This is a genomic window from Micromonospora sp. KLBMP9576 (assembly GCF_050941805.1).
Lineage (GTDB): Bacteria > Actinomycetota > Actinomycetes > Mycobacteriales > Micromonosporaceae > Micromonospora.
The window spans coordinates 2493984-2512207 of record NZ_CP194567.1 but is presented as its reverse complement, the minus strand read 5'-3'; the positions used below and the strand labels follow the sequence as shown (position 1 = coordinate 2512207).

General features: G+C 74.6%; 15 protein-coding genes and 1 tRNA gene. 1 reads left to right on the top strand and 15 read right to left on the bottom strand.

Annotation, left to right across the window (positions count from 1 at the left end; translation table 11 throughout):
* Nucleotides 1–53 precede the first annotated feature (53 nt).
* From ACQ452_RS11270 to ald, 9 genes are all read right to left on the bottom strand, one after another.
* Nucleotides 54–127, bottom strand: a tRNA-Pro gene (locus tag ACQ452_RS11270).
* 197 nt (nt 128–324) lie between these two features.
* Nucleotides 325–1728, bottom strand: a complete 1404-nt coding sequence (gene der / locus ACQ452_RS11265; protein WP_433392917.1) for a ribosome biogenesis GTPase Der — start codon at nt 1726–1728, stop codon at nt 325–327.
* On the bottom strand, nt 1725–2405 hold the full coding sequence (gene cmk / locus ACQ452_RS11260; protein WP_433392916.1) for a (d)CMP kinase: 681 nt from the start codon (nt 2403–2405) through the stop codon (nt 1725–1727). Before cmk ends, der begins: the two co-directional genes overlap by 4 nt.
* A 162-nt stretch (nt 2406–2567) precedes the next feature.
* Nucleotides 2568–3338, bottom strand: coding sequence for a pseudouridine synthase (locus tag ACQ452_RS11255; RefSeq protein WP_433392914.1), 771 nt, complete (start codon nt 3336–3338; stop codon nt 2568–2570).
* A complete protein-coding gene (gene scpB, locus ACQ452_RS11250) occupies nt 3325–4407 on the bottom strand; it encodes an SMC-Scp complex subunit ScpB (protein ID WP_433392912.1) in 1083 nt (360 codons plus the stop codon). The genes ACQ452_RS11255 and scpB overlap by 14 nt, the downstream gene beginning before the upstream one ends.
* Nucleotides 4404–5516 carry a segregation and condensation protein A gene (locus tag ACQ452_RS11245; RefSeq protein WP_433392910.1) on the bottom strand — a complete coding sequence of 371 codons (1113 nt, stop codon included), beginning with the start codon at nt 5514–5516 and terminating at the stop codon, nt 4404–4406. Before ACQ452_RS11245 ends, scpB begins: the two co-directional genes overlap by 4 nt.
* Nucleotides 5517–5570: 54 nt before the next feature.
* Nucleotides 5571–6494 carry a ParA family protein gene (locus tag ACQ452_RS11240; protein WP_433392908.1) on the bottom strand — a complete coding sequence of 308 codons (924 nt, stop codon included), beginning with the start codon at nt 6492–6494 and terminating at the stop codon, nt 5571–5573.
* Between the two features lie 219 nt (nt 6495–6713).
* Nucleotides 6714–7721: a site-specific tyrosine recombinase XerD gene (locus ACQ452_RS11235; RefSeq protein WP_433394102.1), complete on the bottom strand. Its 1008-nt coding sequence runs from the start codon at nt 7719–7721 to the stop codon at nt 6714–6716.
* The gene (ald, locus tag ACQ452_RS11230) at nt 7718–8833 is read right to left on the bottom strand and encodes an alanine dehydrogenase (RefSeq protein WP_433392906.1); all 1116 of its coding nucleotides are present in this window, start codon (nt 8831–8833) and stop codon (nt 7718–7720) included. The genes ACQ452_RS11235 and ald overlap by 4 nt, the downstream gene beginning before the upstream one ends.
* A gap of 290 nt (nt 8834–9123) precedes the next feature.
* Here ald and ACQ452_RS11225 point away from each other — a divergent pair, with 290 nt between their 5' ends.
* Nucleotides 9124–9381 (top strand): TM2 domain-containing protein, encoded by a 258-nt coding sequence (locus tag ACQ452_RS11225; RefSeq protein ID WP_433392904.1) that lies wholly within the window; start codon nt 9124–9126, stop codon nt 9379–9381.
* Between the two features lie 89 nt (nt 9382–9470).
* Here ACQ452_RS11225 and ACQ452_RS11220 read toward each other — a convergent pair whose 3' ends face one another.
* The 6 genes from ACQ452_RS11220 to ACQ452_RS11195 all read right to left on the bottom strand — a co-directional run bounded on the left by ACQ452_RS11220 (nt 9471) and on the right by ACQ452_RS11195 (nt 18214).
* Nucleotides 9471–10076: an NUDIX domain-containing protein gene (locus ACQ452_RS11220; RefSeq protein WP_433392902.1), complete on the bottom strand. Its 606-nt coding sequence runs from the start codon at nt 10074–10076 to the stop codon at nt 9471–9473.
* Between the two features lie 52 nt (nt 10077–10128).
* Nucleotides 10129–11880, bottom strand: a complete 1752-nt coding sequence (locus ACQ452_RS11215; RefSeq protein WP_433392900.1) for a CTP synthase — start codon at nt 11878–11880, stop codon at nt 10129–10131.
* 150 nt (nt 11881–12030) lie between these two features.
* Entirely contained in the window at nt 12031–14421 is a 2391-nt protein-coding gene (locus ACQ452_RS11210; protein WP_433392899.1) for a hypothetical protein, read from the bottom strand.
* Nucleotides 14421–15587 carry a glycosyltransferase family 4 protein gene (locus tag ACQ452_RS11205; RefSeq protein ID WP_433392897.1) on the bottom strand — a complete coding sequence of 389 codons (1167 nt, stop codon included), beginning with the start codon at nt 15585–15587 and terminating at the stop codon, nt 14421–14423. The genes ACQ452_RS11210 and ACQ452_RS11205 overlap by 1 nt, the downstream gene beginning before the upstream one ends.
* A gap of 55 nt (nt 15588–15642) precedes the next feature.
* Nucleotides 15643–17346 (bottom strand): murein biosynthesis integral membrane protein MurJ, encoded by a 1704-nt coding sequence (murJ, locus tag ACQ452_RS11200; protein ID WP_433394100.1) that lies wholly within the window; start codon nt 17344–17346, stop codon nt 15643–15645.
* 1 nt (nt 17347) lies between these two features.
* Entirely contained in the window at nt 17348–18214 is an 867-nt protein-coding gene (locus ACQ452_RS11195) for a hypothetical protein (protein WP_433392895.1), read from the bottom strand.
* Nucleotides 18215–18224: the final 10 nt, after the last annotated feature.

The following is an 18224-nucleotide window of genomic DNA, read 5'->3' as shown; positions in this document are numbered from 1 at the left end:
CAGCGTTACCGCAAGATCACATATGATCTTCTATATCCGCTGGTGAACACCAGTCGGGACGGCCGGATTCGAACCGACGACCCCTTGACCCCCAGTCAAGTGCGCTACCAAGCTGCGCCACGTCCCGATGCTTCCGCATGACTCTCCCTGCGGCAGCCGGTACAGCTTAACGCAGGATCTTGCCGGCGTGCGCACCGCCCCTCCCCGGGCCCGGGGTCGTGCCGTCCGGCTCACTCCCCCTAAAGCGTCCTAGGAGGGTGGGGTGGGGGCGACGGGAAGAGCCGGGGTGGAAGCAGGTCCACCCCGGCTCCTTCCGTCCGACGGTCAGCCGTGCGCCTTGCCCCGGCCGCCCGGGCCGAGCTTCTTGCGGGGGCGTACGGAGATCTCGATGGGGCTGCCCTCGAAGCCGAACTCCTCGCGCAGCTTGCGCTCGACGAACCGCTGGTAGCCGGCGTCCAGCGGGGCCGTCGTGAACAGCACGAAGCGCGGCGGGGCCACGCCCGCCTGGGTGGCGAAGAGGATCTTCGGCGCCCGCCCACCCCGCACCGGGTGCGGGGTGGCCTGTACCAGGGCGGTCAGCCACGCGTTGAGCTGCGCGGTCGGCACGCGGGTCTCCCAGCTTGCCAGGGCCTTGCGCAGCGCCGGCGCGAGCTTGTCGACGGCCCGGCCGGTCTGCGCCGACAGGTTGAGCCGCAGCGCCCACGGGATCCGGCGCAGCTCGCGATCGATCTCCTTGTCCAGGTAGTACCGGCGGTCGGCGTCGACCAGGTCCCACTTGTTGAAGGCGATCACCAGGGCCCGGCCGGTCTCGGTGACCATGGACAGGATCCGCTGGTCCTGTTCGCTGATCGGCTCGCTGGAGTCCAGCAGCACCACGGCGACCTCGGCGGCCTCGATGGCGGCGGCGGTACGCAGGCTGGCGTAGTACTCGGTGCCGCTGGCCTGTCCCACCCGCTTACGCAGGCCCGCCGTGTCGACCAGTTGCCAGGTCTCCCCGCCGATCTGGACCAGGCTGTCGACCGGGTCCACCGTCGTGCCGGCGACCGCGTCGACGACCGCCCGCTCCTCGCCGGAGAAGCGGTTGAGCAGGCTGGACTTGCCGACGTTCGGTCGACCGACGAGGGCCACCCGGCGCGGGCCGCGCGGGCGGTTCTCGACGATCTTCGGGGCCTCCGGCATCGCCTTCATGATGGCGTCGAGCAGGTCGCCGGAACCGCGCCCGTGCAGCGCCGACACCGGATACGGCTCGCCCAGCCCCAGCGACCACAGCGAGGTCGCCTCCATCTCGATGGCGGTGTTGTCGGCCTTGTTGGCGACCAGGATCACCGGTTTGGCGCTGCGGCGCAGCATCCGCACGGCCGCCTCGTCGACGTCCGTCGAGCCGACCATGGCGTCGACCACGAAGAGCACGACGTCGGCGGTGGCGACCGCCACCTCGGCCTGCGCCGCGATCGCCGCCGCGCGGTCCTTGGCGTCGGGCTCCCACCCGCCGGTGTCCACCACGGTGAACTGCCGGCCGGCCCACTGCGCGTCGTACGGGACGCGGTCCCGGGTCACCCCGGGGACGTCCTCGACGACCGCCTGGCGACGACCGATGATCCGGTTGACCAGTGTCGATTTGCCCACGTTGGGACGCCCGACCACGGCCACGATCGGCTGCGGGCCGGTCGGCTCCTCGGTCTCAACCTCCGGTTCCCGCAACTCCACCCACCCGTCGGCGTCGGTCATGCCACTCCCCGTCCGGTCAGCAGGTCACGCAGCCGCGCGACTACCTCGTCGATGCCCAACCCGGTGGTGTCCAGCTCCACGGCGTCGGCGGCCCGCGTCAGCGGGTCCGCCCTGCGGGTCGAGTCGAGCCGGTCGCGCCGCGCCAGGTCGGCGGCGGTCGCCGCCACGTCGGTGGCGTCCTCGGCGCTGCGGCGGGCGGCCCGGGCCGCCTCGGAGGCGGTGAGGTAGACCTTCAGGTCCGCCTCCGGGGCCACCACGGACCCGATGTCGCGGCCCTCGACCACGATCCGGCCGGCGTTCGCGATCATCTCGCGCTGCCGGGCGACCAGCAGCGCGCGCACCGCCGGCACGGCGGCCACGGCGGAGACCGCCGCGGTCACCTGCGGCCCGCGGATCTCGGCGTCGACGCTCACGCCGTCGACGCTGACGCCGTACCCCTGGGGGTCGGTGCCGACACGCAGCTCGACCTCGCCGGCGACCTTTGCCACCGACCCGGCGTCGGCCAGGTCGACCCCCGAGCGCAGCACCGCCCAGGTGATGGCCCGGTACATCGCGCCGGTGTCCAGGTAGCGGGCACCGAGGCCGACGGCGAGCCGCCGCGAGACGGTGGACTTACCCGAACCGGACGGCCCGTCCACAGCGACCACACATGGCCTGGCCCGTTCGTTTTCCTCCACCGTTGTCCTCCTCAGCCCGTACCTCACGACACGCCCATCGCGTACCGCAAGCGGTTAGTCCCAAACGTTCTCAATGATGCCCGGCGTCGCACCACCCGACGGGTGGCCGCCGGCGCCGGGCCGCCACGGAGCCTACCGGCAGCCGTACCCCGAACTCCGGGGTCAGTCACCCACGACCTTGAACAGGGCGGCGACCTCCGCGTTGGTCAGCCGCCGCGTCCGCCCCGAGCGCAGATCGCCGAGCCGGATCGGCCCGATCGCGGTACGCACCAGCCGGCTCACCGGGTGGCCCACCTCGCCGAGCAGCCGGCGCACGATGTGCTTGCGCCCCTCGTGCAGGCTGAGCTCCACCTGGGCGCTTCGTCCCAGCGTGTCCACCACCCGGAAGGCGTCGACCTTCGCCGGACCGTCCTCCAGTTCCACGCCCGCCATCAGCTTCTTGCCGAGGTTGCGCGGGACCGGCCCCGACACCTCACACAGGTAGGTCTTCTGCACGCCGAACGACGGGTGCATCAGCTTGTGCGCGAGGGTGCCGTCGTTGGTCAGCAGCAGCAGGCCCTCGCTGTCCGCGTCGAGCCGCCCCACGTGGTAGACCCGCTGCTCCACCCGGTTGCCGAGGAAGTCGGCGAGCGCGGTGCGCCCCTTCTCGTCGGCCATGGTGGAGACCACCCCACGGGGCTTGTTCATGGCCAGGTACACCAACCGGGTGTCACCGACGAGGCGCTCGCCGTCGACGTGGATCACGGCGGTGGCGGGGTCGACCTTGTCGCCGAGGTGGGCGACCCGGCCGTCGACGGTGACCCGGCGGCGGAAAATCAGGTCCTCGCAGGCGCGCCGGGAGCCCACACCGGCGGCGGCCAGCACCTTCTGCAGGCGCTCGGCCCCCTCGAAGGTGGGCGCGTCGGGGCGGGGCGTGCGGTCATCGCGTGGCATCGGCAAGCTCTTCTACGTCGTCGGGAAGGAAAGGGGCCAGCGGCGGGAGGTCGTCGACGCTGTTCAGCCCGAGCTTCTCCAGGAACATCGTGGTGGTCCGGTAGAGGAACGCCCCACTGTCCGGTTCGGCGCCGCACTCCTCGACCAACCCGCGGGAGACCAGCGTACGGATCACCCCATCGCAGTTGACACCCCGGATGGCGGAGATCCGCGACCGGGTCACGGGCTGCTTGTAGGCGATCACCGCCAGTGTCTCCAGCGCGGCCTGGGTCAGCCGTGCCGACTGCCCATCCAGTACGAACCGTTCCACGTAGGTGGCGTATTCCGGCCTCGTGTAGAGACGCCAGCCACCCGCGGCCCGGCGCAGCTCGAAGCCGTGCCCGGTGGCGGTGTAGCCCGCGGCGATGTCGTCCAGCATCGGCCCGATCCGCTCGGCGGGCTGCTCCAGCACCTGGGCGAGCACCAGCTCGCTGACCGGCTCGTCGACGACCAGCAGGATCGCCTCCAACGCCCCGCGCAGCTCCGCGTCGTCGAGCTCCGGCGCGGGCGGCTCCGGGGCCGCGCGCCGCCGGCCCGGCCGCCTCGACACCCCCGCCCCGTCGCCAGCAGCCCCCGCCTCGGCCCCGACCGCCGCGAACCCACCCGCCACCGGCCCACCCGACACCACCGGCTCGGCCGACACCACCGGCTCGGCCGACACCACCGGCTCAGTCGACACCTGGATCTTGGTGGGAAATGACCCCTGGGGGGGCCGTTTCCCACCAAGATCCGCGGCGGGGCCGGCGGCACCCTCGCCCTCGGCAGAGCCGGGAGCAGCGCCACCCTCAACAGGGCCGGAAGCCCTCTCGCCCTCAACAGGGTCGGAAGCAGCGGCACGGTCCGCAGAGCCGGGAGCAGCGGCACGGTCCGCAGGGCCGGCGGCAGCCTCGTGCTCGGCAGAGCCCGGGGTGGCGGAGCCAGAAGGGGGTGGGGCCTCCTCGGGCGGGGATGCGGTGGTGGGACGTTGCCAGGGTGGCACCCAGGCCGCCGCCTGGTCGGCCAGGGAGTCCCGGCGCTCCTCGTCGCTCATCCGGCTCGCTCCTCCGTCGTTCCCGTTCCGTCCCCGTCCGGCACCGACGGGTCCGCCGACACCCCACCGACACCCCCCGGCACCGACGGGACCGGCGCCACCGCCCCACTCACACCACCCGACACTGCGCCGCCGACACCGTCCGGCGGTGGCGCCGGTGGTGACTGGGCCGGGACGCTACCCGGCGGAGTGAGCGCATCGGCCGCGGGCGGGGCCGGTTCGGGCGGGGTGCCCGCGTACTCGTCGACGTGCAGGTCGGTGCCGCCGTCGGCGGGGCCGGTCCAGCGTACGGTCAGCTCCTCCAGGGCCTGCTCCTGCACGAACGCGACCAGGCCCTCCCGGTAGAGCTCCAGCAGGGCCAGGAACCGGGCCACCACCTCCAGGGTCGCCTCGCAGTCGGCGCAGAGCAGCGAGAAGGTGGCGGTACCGGCGCGGCGCAGCCGCTCGGCGAGGATGGCCGCGTGTTCCCGGACGCTGACCCGGACCATGTGCACGTGGGCGATGGAGACCTCGGGCACCGGCTTCGGCGTCATCGCCCTGATCGCGAGCTTCAGCAGCCGCTCCGGGCCGATGCCGAGCACCAGGTCGGGCAGCGCCTCGGCGTAGCGGGGCTCCAGGGTGACCGCGCGGGGGTAGCGCCGGCCGCCGACCTCCTCCAGCGCGGCGATGTGCGCCGCCGCCTCCTTGTACGCCTTGTACTGCAGCAGCCGGGCGAAGAGCAGGTCCCGCGCCTCCAGCAGGGCGAGGTCCTCCTCGTCCTCGACCTCGGCGGAGGGCAGCAGCCGGGCCGCCTTCAGATCGAGCAGGGTCGCGGCGATGAGCAGGAACTCGCTGGCCTCGTCCAGGTCCCACTCGTCGCCCATCGCGCGGATGTAGGCGATGAACTCGTCGGTGACCTGGTGCAGCGCGACCTCGGTCACGTCCAGCTTGTGCTTACCGATCAGCTGGAGCAGCAGGTCGAACGGGCCGGTGAAGTTCGCCAACCGGACGGTGAACCCGCTGCCTTCCGCGGCCGGCAGCCCACTGGTCGGCTCCGTCCCGGGCGTACCCGCCGGGTCCGTGGGCGCCTCGGCGGCCGGCGCCGGCGGGTCGAGGGGTGGTGCGGTCACCGGGAGACCGTAGTCCACGCCACGCGCAACGCGGGGCGAAGGTGCATTCCCGGCCTACCGCTCGGACTGGGCGGCGATCACCTCGCGGGCCAGCTGGCGGTAGTTGCGGGCGCCCGACGAGGCCGGGTCGAGCGTGGTGATCGGGGCACCCGCGACGGTGGACTCGGGGAACTTGACGGTCTTGGTGATCACCGTCTGGTAGACCTTGTCGCCGAACGCCTCCACCACCCGCTGGAGGACCTGCCGGCAGTGGGTGGTGCGGCTGTCGTACATGGTGGCGAGGATGCCCTCGAGCTCCAGGTCGAAGTTGAGCCGCTCGCGCACCTTGTCGATGGTGTCGAGCAGCAGGGCCACCCCGCGCAGGCTGAAGAACTCGCACTCCAGCGGGATGAGCACGCCGTGTGCCACGGTCAGCGCGTTGATCGCCAGCAGACCCAGCGAGGGCTGGCAGTCGATCAGGATGTAGTCGTATTCCTTGCGGACCGACCGGAGCACCCGGGCCAGCGCCATCTCCCGGGCGACCTCGTTGACCAGTTGGATCTCGGCCGCGGAGAGGTCGATGTTGGCCGGCAGCAGGTGCAGCCCCGCCACGTCGGTCTTGATCAGGACGTCCTCGGCGGTGACGTCGTCCTGCATGAGCAGGTTGTAGACCGACAGGTCGAGGTTGTGCGGGTTGACCCCCAACCCGACCGAGAGTGCGCCCTGCGGGTCGAAGTCGACGAGCAGCACCTTGCGGCCGTACTCGGCGAGCGCGGCGCCCAGGTTGATGGTCGTGGTCGTCTTACCCACGCCGCCCTTCTGGTTGGCCATCGCGATGATCCGGGCCGGGCCGTGCCGGTCCGTCGGCATCGGCTCGGGAATCGGCCTGCGCATCGTGTATGCCGCCGGATCCGCCGGACCGAGATCCGCGCCGAGCGTGGCCTGCTGCTCGCGGAGCTCCGTCGTCCAGGTCTCGGCACGGTCACCGTTGCCAGCCATGTGCTCGTTGCCCCCTCCCGACGACCACCCGGCGTCGGAGCCGTCCGACGTCCCTCGCGGCGCCGCTGCGCACCCCGGTCTGCATCACCATTGCCCCAGGAGGTCCGCGCCGATGCCGACTGTACGCCACCGCCCCGCGGCCCGGTCGCACCCGCTCGGCGTGTCGCCGTCCCGCCGACCAGGCCGGGCGGGTGGGCACGCGGCCCGAGCCGTCGGTGGTCAGCCGCGCGCCCGGGGGTGGGCGGTGGCGTACACCTCGCGCAGCCGCTCAACGGTGACCAGGGTGTAGACCTGGGTGGTGGTCACGGAGGCGTGCCCGAGCAGTTCCTGCACCACCCGCACGTCCGCGCCGCCGTCGAGCAGGTGGGTGGCGTAGGAGTGGCGCAGGGTGTGCGGGGAGACCGCCTCCGGCCCGTCGACCGGCAGCCCGGCCCGGCGGGCGGCGCGGCGCAGGATGGTCCAGGCGCCCTGCCGCGACAGCGCGCCGCCGCGGGCGTTGAGGAAGACGGCCGGGGTGCCCCGGCCCGCGGCGGCCAGCGCGGGCCGGGCCCGGACCAGCCAGGACCGCACCGCCTCGACCGCGTACCCGCCGATCGGAACCAGCCGGGTGCGCCCGCCCTTGCCGCGCAGCAGCGCGGTGCCCTCCTCGACGTCGAGGTCGTCCACGGCGGCGCCGACCGCCTCGGAGATCCGCGCTCCGGTGCCGTACAGGAACTCCAGCAGCGCCCGGTCGCGCAGCGCGAGCGGCGCCTGGTCGCCGGCGGCGGTCACCGCGCCGGCGGTCTCCAGCAGCCGTATCACGGCGTCGACCGGCAGCGCGCGGGGCAGCCGGCGTGGTGGCGTGGGCGGGCGGAGGTCCCGGCTGGGGTCGGCACCGGCCAGCCCCTCGCGCAGCGCGAAGCGGTGCAGGCCGCGCACCGCGCTGGCCGCCCGCGCGGCGGAGGAGACCGCGAGCGGCGGGTGCTCCTCGTCGCCGGCGCGCAGCCGGCCCAGGTGCGCCTCGACCTGCCCGGGGCCGACGGCCGCCAGGTCCGCCACGCCGGCCGCCGCCAGGGTCGTCAGGTAGCGCTCCAGGTCCCGCCGGTACGACGAGAGCGTGTTCGCCGACAGTCCCCGCTCGACGGTCAGGTGGTCGAGGTAGCCGCGCACGGCACGGCGCAGGGCCGGCGCGGGCTCCGTGCCCGCGCCGGCCCCGTCCGCGGTGCCGGTCAGCCTGCCACCCCTCAGGCCAGCGCGTCGGCCAGCGCGAGGGTCGGCATGCCGTGCGCCTCGGCGACCGGGCCGTAGGTGACCTGGCCGTCGTGGGTGTTCAGGCCCAGCGCCAGCGCCGGGTCGCGGCGCAGCGCCTCGCGCCAGCCGTGGTTGGCCAGCTCCAGCGCGTACGGCAGGGTGACGTTGGTCAGTGCGTAGGTGCTGGTGTGCGGCACCGCGCCCGGCATGTTCGCCACGCAGTAGAAGATCGAGTCGTGCACCTGGTAGGTCGGCTCGGCGTGCGTGGTGGGACGCGAGTCCTCGAAGCAGCCGCCCTGGTCGATGGAGATGTCGACAAGCACGCTGCCCGGCTTCATCCGGGACACCAGCTCGTTGGAGATCAGGGTCGGCGCCTTCGCGCCGGGCACCAGCACCGCGCCGATGACCAGGTCGGCGTCCAGCACGGCCCGCTCGATCTCGTACGCGTTGGAGGCCACCGTCTGCAGGTGGCCGCGGTAGATGGCGTCGGCCTGGCGCAGCCGGGCGACGTTCTTGTCCAGCAGCAGCACCTCGGCCTGCAGGCCGAGCGCGATCGCGGCGGCGTTCATGCCAGAGACCCCGGCGCCGATGACCACGGTCTTCGCGGCGTACACGCCGGAGACGCCGCCCATCAGGATGCCGCGCCCGCCGCCCTGCCGCTGCAGGTGGTAGGCGCCCACCTGCGGGGCGAGCCGACCGGCCACCTCGGACATCGGGGCGAGCAGCGGCAGCGACCGGTCGGGCAGCTCGACGGTCTCGTACGCGATCCCGGTGACCTTGCGGTCGAGCAGCGCGTCGGTGCACCCCTTCGAGGCGGCCAGGTGCAGGTAGGTGAAGAGCACCTGCCCCGCACGCATCCGGTGGTACTCCTCGGCGATCGGCTCCTTGACCTTGAGCACCAGCTCGGCGGTCTCCCACACCTCGTCGGCGGTGGCCAGGATCGTGGCCCCGGCGGCGGTGAACTCGTCGTCACCGATGCTGGAGCCCACCCCGGCGCCGGCCTCGACGAAGACCTGATGACCACTGCGGACGAACTCGTTGACGCCCGCCGGCGTGATCGCCACGCGATACTCGTGGTTCTTGACCTCGCGGGGGATTCCGACCTTCACGATGCAGACACCTCTCCTCGGGGCTGCGCTCCCCCGACTGCGCGGTGCCACGGTGGCCCCTTTGCCACCGCGGTCCACCGGTCCCGCCGGCGGCAGTCTAGGCGGGTGACCGCCTCCGGTGAGGCAGCACAGTGGCAATCGGTGCCCGTACGCCCTGACGATGTGTCAGGCGTAAACCGGGCCGATGGCCCAACGGCCACCTCATCCTTCAGGACAGTTTTCCTTCCCTATCGTCCCGTTCTTCGGTTTTCTGCGGACGGGAGGCCAGTTGATCACTAGGGTGTCGCCTCATGACCACTCCTCCTTACCAGCCCGGCTACCCGGCCGGCGTCTCCGACAAAAGCAAGGTCGTCGCGGGCCTCCTCGGCATCCTGCTCGGCACCTTCGGTGCCGGTCGGTTCTACACGGGCCACACCAAGCTCGGTGTCCTGCAGCTCGTGGTGAGCCTCGTGACCTGCGGCGCCGGCGGCCTCTGGGGCCTCATCGACGGGATCCTGATCCTGGTCAACGGCGGCACCGACGCGCAGGGGCGCCCGCTGCGCGACTGACACCGACAACCGAACGACGCGAGGGGCCGTGCGGACGTACCGCACGGCCCCTCGCGTCACACCCCCCGCACGGAAGGTGACCAGCTCACTCAGCCCGGCACGGGCGCGTCGGCGCGGCGCAGCGCCGACCAGCCGCTGTCGCGGGCCCGGGCGGCGGCGAGCAGCCCGGCCACGCACGAGGCGTTGCTGATCTCGCCGGCGAGGACCATGCCGACCGCCTCGTCCAGGTCCACGCGGAGCACCTGGAGCTCGGCCTCCTCCTCCCGACGCTCGTGCCGCCGCTGCGCCGGCACCTCCGTCAGGTCCCGGGCCAGGAACACCCGGACGAGCTCGTTGGTGAAGCCCGGCGAGCTGTGCAGGTCCACCAGGAGGTCGATCCGCCCCGCCGCGAGGTCCACCTCCTCGGCCAACTCCCGCAGCGCCGCCGCGGGCAGGTCCTCGCCGGAGACGTCGGTCAGCCCGGCCGGCAGCTCCCACAGGTGCCGCCCGACCGGATGCCGGTACTGGCGGATCAGCACCACCTGGCCGGCCGCGTCTAGCGCCACCACGGCGACCGCGCCGACGTGCCGGACGAAGTCACGGACCCCCGTCCCGCCGCCCGGCATGGTCACCTCCTCGCTGACCACGTCGAAGATGCGACCCCGGTAGCGTTCGGTGCGCGAGCGCACCTCGTAGCGGTGCCCGCCGGCGCTCACGCCCGCCGCCCCGCTCGCCCGGCCGTGCCGCCGTCCTGCTCACCGCGCCCGCTCACGACGCCGACGTCGCCTTCGCGGCGGAGCCGCCGTTGCGGGTGGCCTTCTTCGCCGCCGCCGTCTCGGCCGCGGCCAGGTCGACCGGAAGCTGGTCGGCCTCGGAGTAGGTCACCGCCGCCTTCACGAAGGAGGCGAACAGCGGGTGCGGCCGGGTCGGCCGGCTCTTCAGCTCCGGGTGCGCCTGGGTGGCGACGAAGAACGGGTGCAGGTTCCGCTCCAGCTCGACGAACTCGACCAGCCGGCCGTCCGGCGAGGTGCCGGAGACGCGCAGCCCGGCCTCGGTCAACGCGTCGCGGTAGGCGTTGTTCACCTCGTACCGGTGCCGGTGGCGCTCACTGACCTCCGTGCCGGCGTACGCCTCGGCGACCAGCGAGCCCTCGGCGAGCGTCGCCGGGTACGCCCCCAGCCGCATCGTGCCGCCCAGGTCGCCCCGGCCGGCCACGATGTCCTCCTGGTCGGCCATGGTGGCGATGACCGGGTGCGCGGCCTGCTCGTCGAACTCCAGCGAGTTGGCGCCCTCGAGGCCCGCCAGGTGCCGGGCCACGTCGATGGTCATGCACTGCAGCCCGAGACAGAGGCCGAGCAGCGGGATGCCGTTCTCCCGGGCGTAGCGGGCGGTGCCGATCTTGCCCTCGATGCCGCGTACCCCGAACCCGCCCGGGATGACGATGCCGTCCACCCCGGCCAGGGCGGCCGCCGCGCCCGACGGCGTGACGCACTCGTCGCTGGGCACCCAGCGCAGCCGCACCCGGGCCCGGTGGCCGAAGCCGGCGGCCCGGATCGCCTCGCTGACCGACAGGTACGCGTCGGGCAGGTCGACGTACTTGCCGACCACGGCGACGGTGACGGTGTGCCGGGGCTGGTGCACCCGGTCCAGCAGGTCGTCCCAGCTCGCCCAGTCGACGTCCCGGAAGGAGAGGCCGAGCCGGCGCACCACGTACGCGTCGAGGCCCTCCCGGTGCAGCACCTTCGGGATGTCGTAGATGCTCGGCGCGTCCGGCGCGGCGACGACCGCCTCGCGGTCCACGTCGCAGTAGAGCGACAGCTTCTCCTTGAGCTTCTCCGGGATCTCCCGGTCACAGCGCAACACGATCGCGTCCGGCTGGATGCCGATGTTGCGCAGCTGGGCCACCGAGTGCTGGGTCGGCTTCGTCTTCAACTCCCCCGACGGGGCCAGGTACGGCACCAGCGAGACGTGCAGGTAGAAGCAGTTGTCCCGGCCCAGGTCGTGCCGTACCTGGCGGATCGACTCCAGGAACGGCAGCGACTCGATGTCGCCGACCGTGCCGCCGACCTCGGTGATCACCACGTCCGGCACCTGGCCGTCGTCGTCCGGATCGGCCATCGCCAGGATCCGCGACTTGATCTCGTTGGTGATGTGCGGGATGACCTGGACCGTGTCGCCGAGGTATTCGCCGCGCCGCTCCTTGGCGATCACCTCGGAGTAGATCTGGCCGGTGGTGACGTTCGCCTTGCCGGAGAGCGCCCGGTCCAGGAATCGCTCGTAGTGCCCGACGTCGAGGTCGGTCTCGGCGCCGTCCTCGGTCACGAAGACCTCGCCGTGCTGGAACGGATTCATCGTTCCCGGGTCGACGTTGAGGTAGGGGTCGAGCTTCTGCATCACCACGCGCAGGCCGCGCGAGGTGAGCAGGTTGCCGAGGCTGGAGGCGGTGAGGCCCTTACCCAGCGAGGAGGCGACTCCCCCGGTGACGAAAATGTGCCTGGTCGTCCGTGCTGAAGGGGCCAAGGCCTGCTCCCGTGTCGTCCGTCGCGGTCGTGCAGACCGCCGTGCCGATCAGCCAAGTGATCACGCGATCCACGGGATTCCACGGTAACACCTCTGCCGGCCCGCCCGTCGGGCACACCCGAGTCGGGGCGGGCCGTGACCCGCCCCGACTCAGGCGCTGGTGACCTCGGTCGATGCTCGCCCGGTCGCCGGGCGAGCGCCGGCGACGGTCGCGGCCGGCGGGCCGTCGGGCCCGCCGGCCGGGCCGGGGGCGCGCGGGGCCGGCGGCGCCGCCGCGGCGGCCCGGCCCGCGCCAGGATCCGGCGTACGGACGGCTTGCGCCCCCGCGCCGGACGGTGCCGGCCGGTCGGGGCCGTCGCCGTCCCGCCCGCCGCCGCCGGCGTCGCCGTCCGAACCGCCGCCCGCCCGCCCACCGGGCCCGTCGTCGCGCTGACGACCCGCGTCGGGCAGGGTGCGGTCGGTGGAGTGGTCGAGCACCCGCAGCGCGGCCAGCGCCGCCATCGGCACCACCAGGGCGGCGGCGGCCCCCGCCACGTCCAGGGCGTCACCGCCCAGCACCCCGCCGGTCACCGCGGCGACGGCGGTGCCGGCCATCGCCGCCCGCATCGCCGGGTAGATGCCGAACAACCGCTTCAGCCCACCCCACGGCTGGAGCAGGGCGAACCAGACCAGCAGGGCGCCGGCCAGGGCCAGCACGGTCAACGGGCTGTTGACGAGCGTCTCGAAGTTGGCCGTGCTGGAACGGTGCACGGTGAGCCCGCCGGTGCCGTCGCCGACGGCGGCCAGGAACCGGCCGAGGCTGCCCCGCTCGACCGCCGGCCGGCGCAGGTCCAGCACCGCGAAACCGATGGTCAACGCCAGACCCGCCATGACGGCCCAGGCCAGCCGGCTGACCGTCAGCCAGCCACCGGCGCTGATCGCCGCGGCGACGCTCAACCCGGCCGTCAGCGCGATCGCGCCGATCGGATCGGCACCCAGGTACGGGCTGCCGACGACAAGCACGGCGGCGCCACCGACGGCCACCATCACGGGCGGACGCCAGGATCGGCGCACCCGCTGGGCCAGCCACCCGGCGCTCAGCAGCGCACCGGCCAGGAACGCCCCGAGCCCGACGGTGCCCAGGCCCGCATACCTGCCGCCCTCCAGCGCCGAATAGCCGACCACCCCGTTGAACTGCAGGCGGGCGCCCGTGAGCACGTCCACCCCCACCGTCAACGTCGTCAGGCCGGCCACCGCACCCAGCGGACCGAGGGTGCCCGCGTACCCGGGGGCGAACCGGACCACGGCGGTCGCCGCGGCCAGCAGCACCACGGTCACCCCGGCGAAGTACCCGCCGGCATGCTCACCGCGCCACCAGGGCACCACGTCGGCGAGCAGGGCGGCCGGAATGGCGAGGGCCGCCGCGACCAGCAGCAACTCCACGACCGCCACCACCCGCCGCGACACCGGCTCCGGGCCGTACGGGCCGGCGTGCCGGCGGGCCCGGCGCAGCAGCGGCAGCACCGCCACGGCCAGCAGCACCTGCGCGCCGGCCAGCAGGGTGAAGAACCAGTCGGCCACCCGGCGCTGGGCGGCCGACTCCCGGTCGGCGTCCGCGGGCTCGGCGATCGCCGCGGCGAGATCCGCCGACCGCCCGCCGACCGAGTCGGCGGGCCGGCCGACGAAGAGCCGCTCCGGCATCGGCCGGCCCAACGCGGTCAGCGCCGTCGGCGCGAGGTCGACCAGTTGCAGGTAGCCCTCCCGGCCGGTGCTGGCCGACGTGAGCCACCCGCGTTCCCAGCCCGGCCCGTCGGCGACGGCGACGTGCAACCGGGACGGGGCGGCGGTGTCGGACACCCCGGCGACGAGCACCAGCGAGCGCGGCGGCCGGGCGGCCAGCACCCGCGCGAGGCGGGTGTCCGCCGCCCGCGCAGCCGCGGCCCGGGCCGCCGGATCCTCACCGGCCACCGCGCCGAGGTCGACGATGCTCAGCACGCAGGAGCCGAGCAGGCCGGTCGGGTCGGCGGGCAGCGCCGGCGCGTACCGGTCGACGCGGCCGAAAGGTCGGGCGGCGGCCACTGCCGCGCCGGGCCCGACCGCCACCGAGCAGCGCACCGACTCAGACAACGCGCCGGGCACCGTGCCCCAGGGCAGCCGCTCCTGGTTGTGCAGGACGACGCTCTCCTGGTCGGGCAGGTTCGCGCCGATGCCGTCGGGCTGCTCCACCGTCACCGCCGCCGGTGGACAGGCCCCGGCCTCCCGGCTGCCGTTCCAGGCGGCGTAGCTGCCGGCGCCCAGGGTCAGCCACCCGTCCACGGGGCAGGTCGGCCGGTGTGCGGAGCGGACCGACAGGGAGCCGATCGAGCCGTCCTGGGCCATCCGCCACAACGTCGGGGTGCCCTGCGGGTCGACGTCCTCCCACCGCAGCCCGGCCACCCCGACCAGCACCACGAAGTCGGCGGTGCGCCCGGGCGCCTCCCGTTCGGGGCGGGCGGTCAGCGCGGTGATGCCCAGCACCACCACGACCAGGGTCAGCAGGATCGGGGCGATTCTGCGCCGCATCACCGGCGTCCCGTCGACGGAGTCTCGGCGCCCGGAGCCGCCGGTCCCGCGTCCTGCGGGGCCAGCTCGGCGTAGAGCGCCGCCAGTTGGGCCAGGGTGTCCGCCTCGGTGGGCCAGGTGGCGGCCCGCTCGGCGCCGCGCCGCCCCAGCGCCGCCCGTCCGGGCGGGTCGTCGAGCAGGGCGCGCACGGCCGCGTCGACGGCGTCCACGTCTCCCGACGCCACCAGCACCGCGGCGTCACCGACCAGCTCCGGCAGGCCGCCGACCGCGGTCGCCACCAGCGGTACGCCGGCCCGCATCGCCTCCTGCGCGAAGAGCTGGCGGGCCTCCCAGTCGCTGGTCACCACCGCCAGGTCGGCCCCGCCGAGCAGGTCGGCGACGTCGGTGCGATGCCCCAACAGGGTCACCGGCGCGCGGGCGGCGGAGATCCGGGCGGCCAACGGCAGGTAGGCGGGGCCGCTGCCGGCAATCACCACGACCGGCGCCGGGCGGCGGGTACGCCACCGGGCGGCGGCGTCGACGAGCACGTCGTAGCGCTTCTGCGGGTGCAGCCGGCCGACGGAGACGATCAGCGGCTGCTCCGGCCCGACGCCGAACTCGGCGCGCACCGCGGCCCGGCGGCGCCGTGGCGTGGGCAGCGCCGGCGCGGCGACGGGAGCGAGCCGGGCGTCGGTGGCGCCCAGCGCGGCGGCCCGCTCGACCAGGTCGGCGGAGGCGCCGAGCGCCACCCGGGCGCCCCGGGCGACGACCCGCTCGACGAGTCGGGACACACCGCCACGCAGGCCACCCGCGAGCACGGCGTTGTGCCAGGTGACCACGACCGGCACCCCGGGGCGGGCGAGCACGGCAACCAGCCCGGCGCGCAGGCCGTGGGCGTGCAGCACGTCGACCCCCTCGGCGGCGAGGGCGCGGCGCAGCGCGGTGACCGCGCGGGCGTCGGCGGGGGTCGGGCTGGCCGGGATCTCCACCGGCAGGAAACGGGCGCCGGCCCCGGTGAAGTCGAACTGCTCCTGCGTGGCGGCGGGCCCGCAGACCAGCACGGCGGCGCCCCCGGCGGTCAGGCCCCGGGCCAGCGAGCGGACGTGCTGCCCGACGCCGCCGGTGCTGGAGGCGAGCAGCAGGGCGACTGTGCCACGCCAGCCGGATACCGGTGCCGGTCCTGTCACCGTGGGCACCCCCGCTCGTCGGTCGCCGTCGGCCGGTCACCCGTCCTGCACCCGCTCACCGGGACACCGTCTCCTTCCCGCCACCCCGTTCCGGGGGGATGTCGCCCTCGCCCGTCGCGTCGGCGGGCGCCGGTGGCCCGCGCCGGCCCGCCCGGCCCAGCCGCCGCAGCACCCCGGCGAGCAGCGGCGTCACGTCCCGCCGGTCGGCCAGCCACACGACGGCGAGGAACACGACGCCGACCAGGACTCCGGACAGCATGCCCTGCACGAGCGCGCCCGGTGTCGTCGGGGTGCCGCCGGTGGCCGTGTCCAGCAGGTGGGCGCCGGCCGCCCCGGCGAGCGCGGCCAGGGCCCCGGCGAGCAGTCCGGCGGCACCAGCCCGGGCCGCGCCGGTGAGCGCGGCCCGCCCGGCCGCCCGCCGTACGGCGACCAGCAGCAGTCCGCCGAGCAGCACCATCCCGACCGAGTTGGCCAGGGCCACCGCGAGCACCCGGTCCCGCAGCGGCAGGAGAACGCCCAGGATCAGGGCCGTGGCCGGCACCGCCAGGAACCCGACGGCGGTGGCGACGGTGGCGACCCGGGTCTCCCCCCGGGCGTAGAGGGCCCGGCTCAGCAGCGCGTAGAGCCCGTAGCCGAGCAGGCCCGGCGCGAACCCGGCGATCGCACCGGCAGCCGCCTCCGCCGCGGACGGCGCGAAGAAGAGACGACCGACGGGGATGGCGGTCCCGGCCAGCGCGGCGGCGCCCAGGCAACTGAACAGCAGCACGCCGCGCACGGCCGGCGCCAGGGTGCCCCGGTAGCCTTCCTCGTCACCGGCGGCGTGGGCCGCCGCCAACGCCGGGTACGCGGCGACGGCCAGCGGCACCGCCAGCACCGCCCACGGCAGCAGGTAGACGGTCTGGGCCAGGTTGTAGACACCCGGGCTGTCGGCGGCGCCGTACGTGACCTGGTTGAGGCTCACCATCAGGGCGACCTGCTGGGCGGTGACCGTCACCGCGCCGGCCGCCACCAGCCCGCCCACCCGGGAGCGGGCGTCCGCCGGGAACCCGAACCCCGGCCGCGCTCCCAGTCGCAGCCGGCGGACCGGGACCAGCAGCGACAGGGAGAGCACGACGACGCCGAGCGTGGTCCCGGCCGAGAGCAGCAGTTCCGCGCCGACGCTCACGTCAGCCACCGTGGCCAGCGGCCCCTCGGCCGCGGTGAAGCCAAGGTAGACCACGATGACGGTGAGGCTGGACAGCAGCGGCGCGAGCACCGGCCACGCGAACCGGCGGTGCGCCTGGAGCACCCCGGTGAGGACGATGCCCACGCCGTACAGCGGCAGTTGCGGGGCGAAGATCCGCAGCATGCGCTCGCCGCTGTCCTGCTGGGCGGCGGTCAGTCCGTCGCCCAGGAGCGCGACCGCCGGCCCGGCGAGCACCGCCACCAGCACGGCGAGCGGGACGAGGAGACTCACCGTCCAGGTGAGCAACGCGCCGGTGGTGCGGGCCACCGCCGCCCGGTCCCCCGCCGCGACGGGCCCGGCCAGCAGCGGAACGACCAGGCTCGCCAGCGCGCCACCGGCGACGATCTCGAAGATGAAGTTCGGCACCGCGTTGGCGACCACGTAGGTGCCGCCAAGGTCCGTCGGCGCCAACGTCCAGGTGAAGACGGCGGTACGGCCGAAGCCGACGAGCCGGCTGACGACGGTGAGGACGGCGATGAGCGCGGCTGCTCCGGCGACGCGGCCGGCGCTGGCGAGGGGTGCCGGGGTCGTCACGTCAGTCGGCGCGGCGGCCCAGCGCGTCGAGTTCACGCAGCCCCGGGGTGCGCTGGATGACCTGGGTGAAGCTCACCTTCTCGCTGGCGGCGGTGAGGCCGGCGAGCACGGCGAACAGCCCGGCCCGCCCGACGGGCCCGGTACGCGCGGCCAGCGCCACGCCGAGCAGCGCGCCGAGCGCGTTCGCGCCGCTGTCACCGAGCATCACGTCCTCGCCGAGGTCGGCGGGGAGCAGCCCGGCGGCGGCGCCGACGGCACCGGCGGCGATCCCGCCGTGCGGGCCGCCGGTGAGCGGCGCGCCGAGCAGCAGACCGGACTTCAGCGCCCGGCCGGGACGCAGGTCGAGCAGGTTGAGCAGGTTGGCGGTGCCGGCGATGACGCCGGCGCCGAGCAGCACGTCGACGCCCTGCACCAGGGCACCCTGCCGCTGGCGGCGGGGGTGCCCGGCGACCCGGGGATCGGTGGCGAGCAGGGCGGCGGCGCCGAGACCGGCGGCGCCCACCCCGACGACCTTCACCAACCCGGCGGTGACCCGGCCCTCGCGCAGCGCGGCCAGGTGCCCGGCGAAGCCCTTGGCGGCCTTCTGCTCCGGTCGCGTGCCGACCACGTCGTCGTAGAGCCCGACCGCCCCGGCGCCCGCGCCGGCGACGAGGGCCGCGGCGCCCGTGGCGACGCTGGACGCGCCGAATGCGCCCGCCGCGGTCGCGCCGGCCGCGAGCGCGGGCCCGGCGGCCAGGGTCACGGTGCGGCCCCGGAAGTTGGTCCGCTCGAGCGCGGGCCCGGCCGGCGAGGTACGCACCTCACGCAGCGCGTACCGGGCGGCGGCGGCGCCGGCACCGGCGAGGAGCAGTCGACCGAGCAGGCTCACGCGGGCACCT

Excerpts from the sequence above, each read along its gene's own strand:
- der (WP_433392917.1), bottom strand. The coding sequence starts at position 1,728 with ATGACCGACGCCGACGGGTGGGTGGAGTTGCGGGAACCGGAGGTTGAG.
- ACQ452_RS11255 (WP_433392914.1), bottom strand. The coding sequence starts at position 3,338 with ATGCCACGCGATGACCGCACGCCCCGCCCCGACGCGCCCACCTTCGAG.
- scpB (WP_433392912.1), bottom strand. The coding sequence starts at position 4,407 with ATGAGCGACGAGGAGCGCCGGGACTCCCTGGCCGACCAGGCGGCGGCC.
- ACQ452_RS11240 (WP_433392908.1), bottom strand. The coding sequence starts at position 6,494 with ATGGCTGGCAACGGTGACCGTGCCGAGACCTGGACGACGGAGCTCCGC.
- ACQ452_RS11225 (WP_433392904.1), top strand. The coding sequence starts at position 9,124 with ATGACCACTCCTCCTTACCAGCCCGGCTACCCGGCCGGCGTCTCCGAC.
- ACQ452_RS11210 (WP_433392899.1), bottom strand. The coding sequence starts at position 14,421 with ATGCGGCGCAGAATCGCCCCGATCCTGCTGACCCTGGTCGTGGTGGTG.